This is a genomic window from Pontibacter sp. HSC-14F20, from assembly GCF_019599265.1.
Taxonomy (GTDB): Bacteria; Bacteroidota; Bacteroidia; order Cytophagales; family Hymenobacteraceae; genus Pontibacter.
The window spans coordinates 1-388 of record NZ_JAHZTC010000071.1 but is presented as its reverse complement, the minus strand read 5'-3'; the positions used below and the strand labels follow the sequence as shown (position 1 = coordinate 388).

General features: G+C 47.7%; 1 rRNA gene. It reads right to left on the bottom strand.

Going from position 1 to position 388, the window contains the following annotated elements:
• Positions 1-296 precede the first annotated feature (296 nt).
• Positions 297-388, bottom strand: a 16S ribosomal RNA gene (locus K3G39_RS20545); the annotation flags it as partial.

Genomic DNA, 388 nt, shown 5'->3' with positions numbered 1-388 from the left:
GATCTTACGATCGCCGGCCCGCTTCTTGGGCTGCACTAGAATTACTTCCAGGCAGTCTTACCTTATTTAATGTCTTTGTTTTTCTCTCTCCCATCATGTCAAAGAACTTCTCCTAAAGTGATGCGTCTAGCGCTGTGAGTTACAAGGTAACCCATAGTCCAAACCTACTCCTTTAAGTTAGAGGCAAAAACCTGCTGCTTTTGCCGTGATAATTTTGATTGATTGATGAGACAGTTATTTAAGGTGTTTCTGAGCGGGACTGCGCCTTCCGGGAAAAGGCCAGGGGTCGACCCTAGAAAGGAGGTGATCCAGCCGCACCTTCCGGTACGGCTACCTTGTTACGACTTAGCCCCAGTTACCAGTTTTACCCTAGACGGCTCCTTTGATG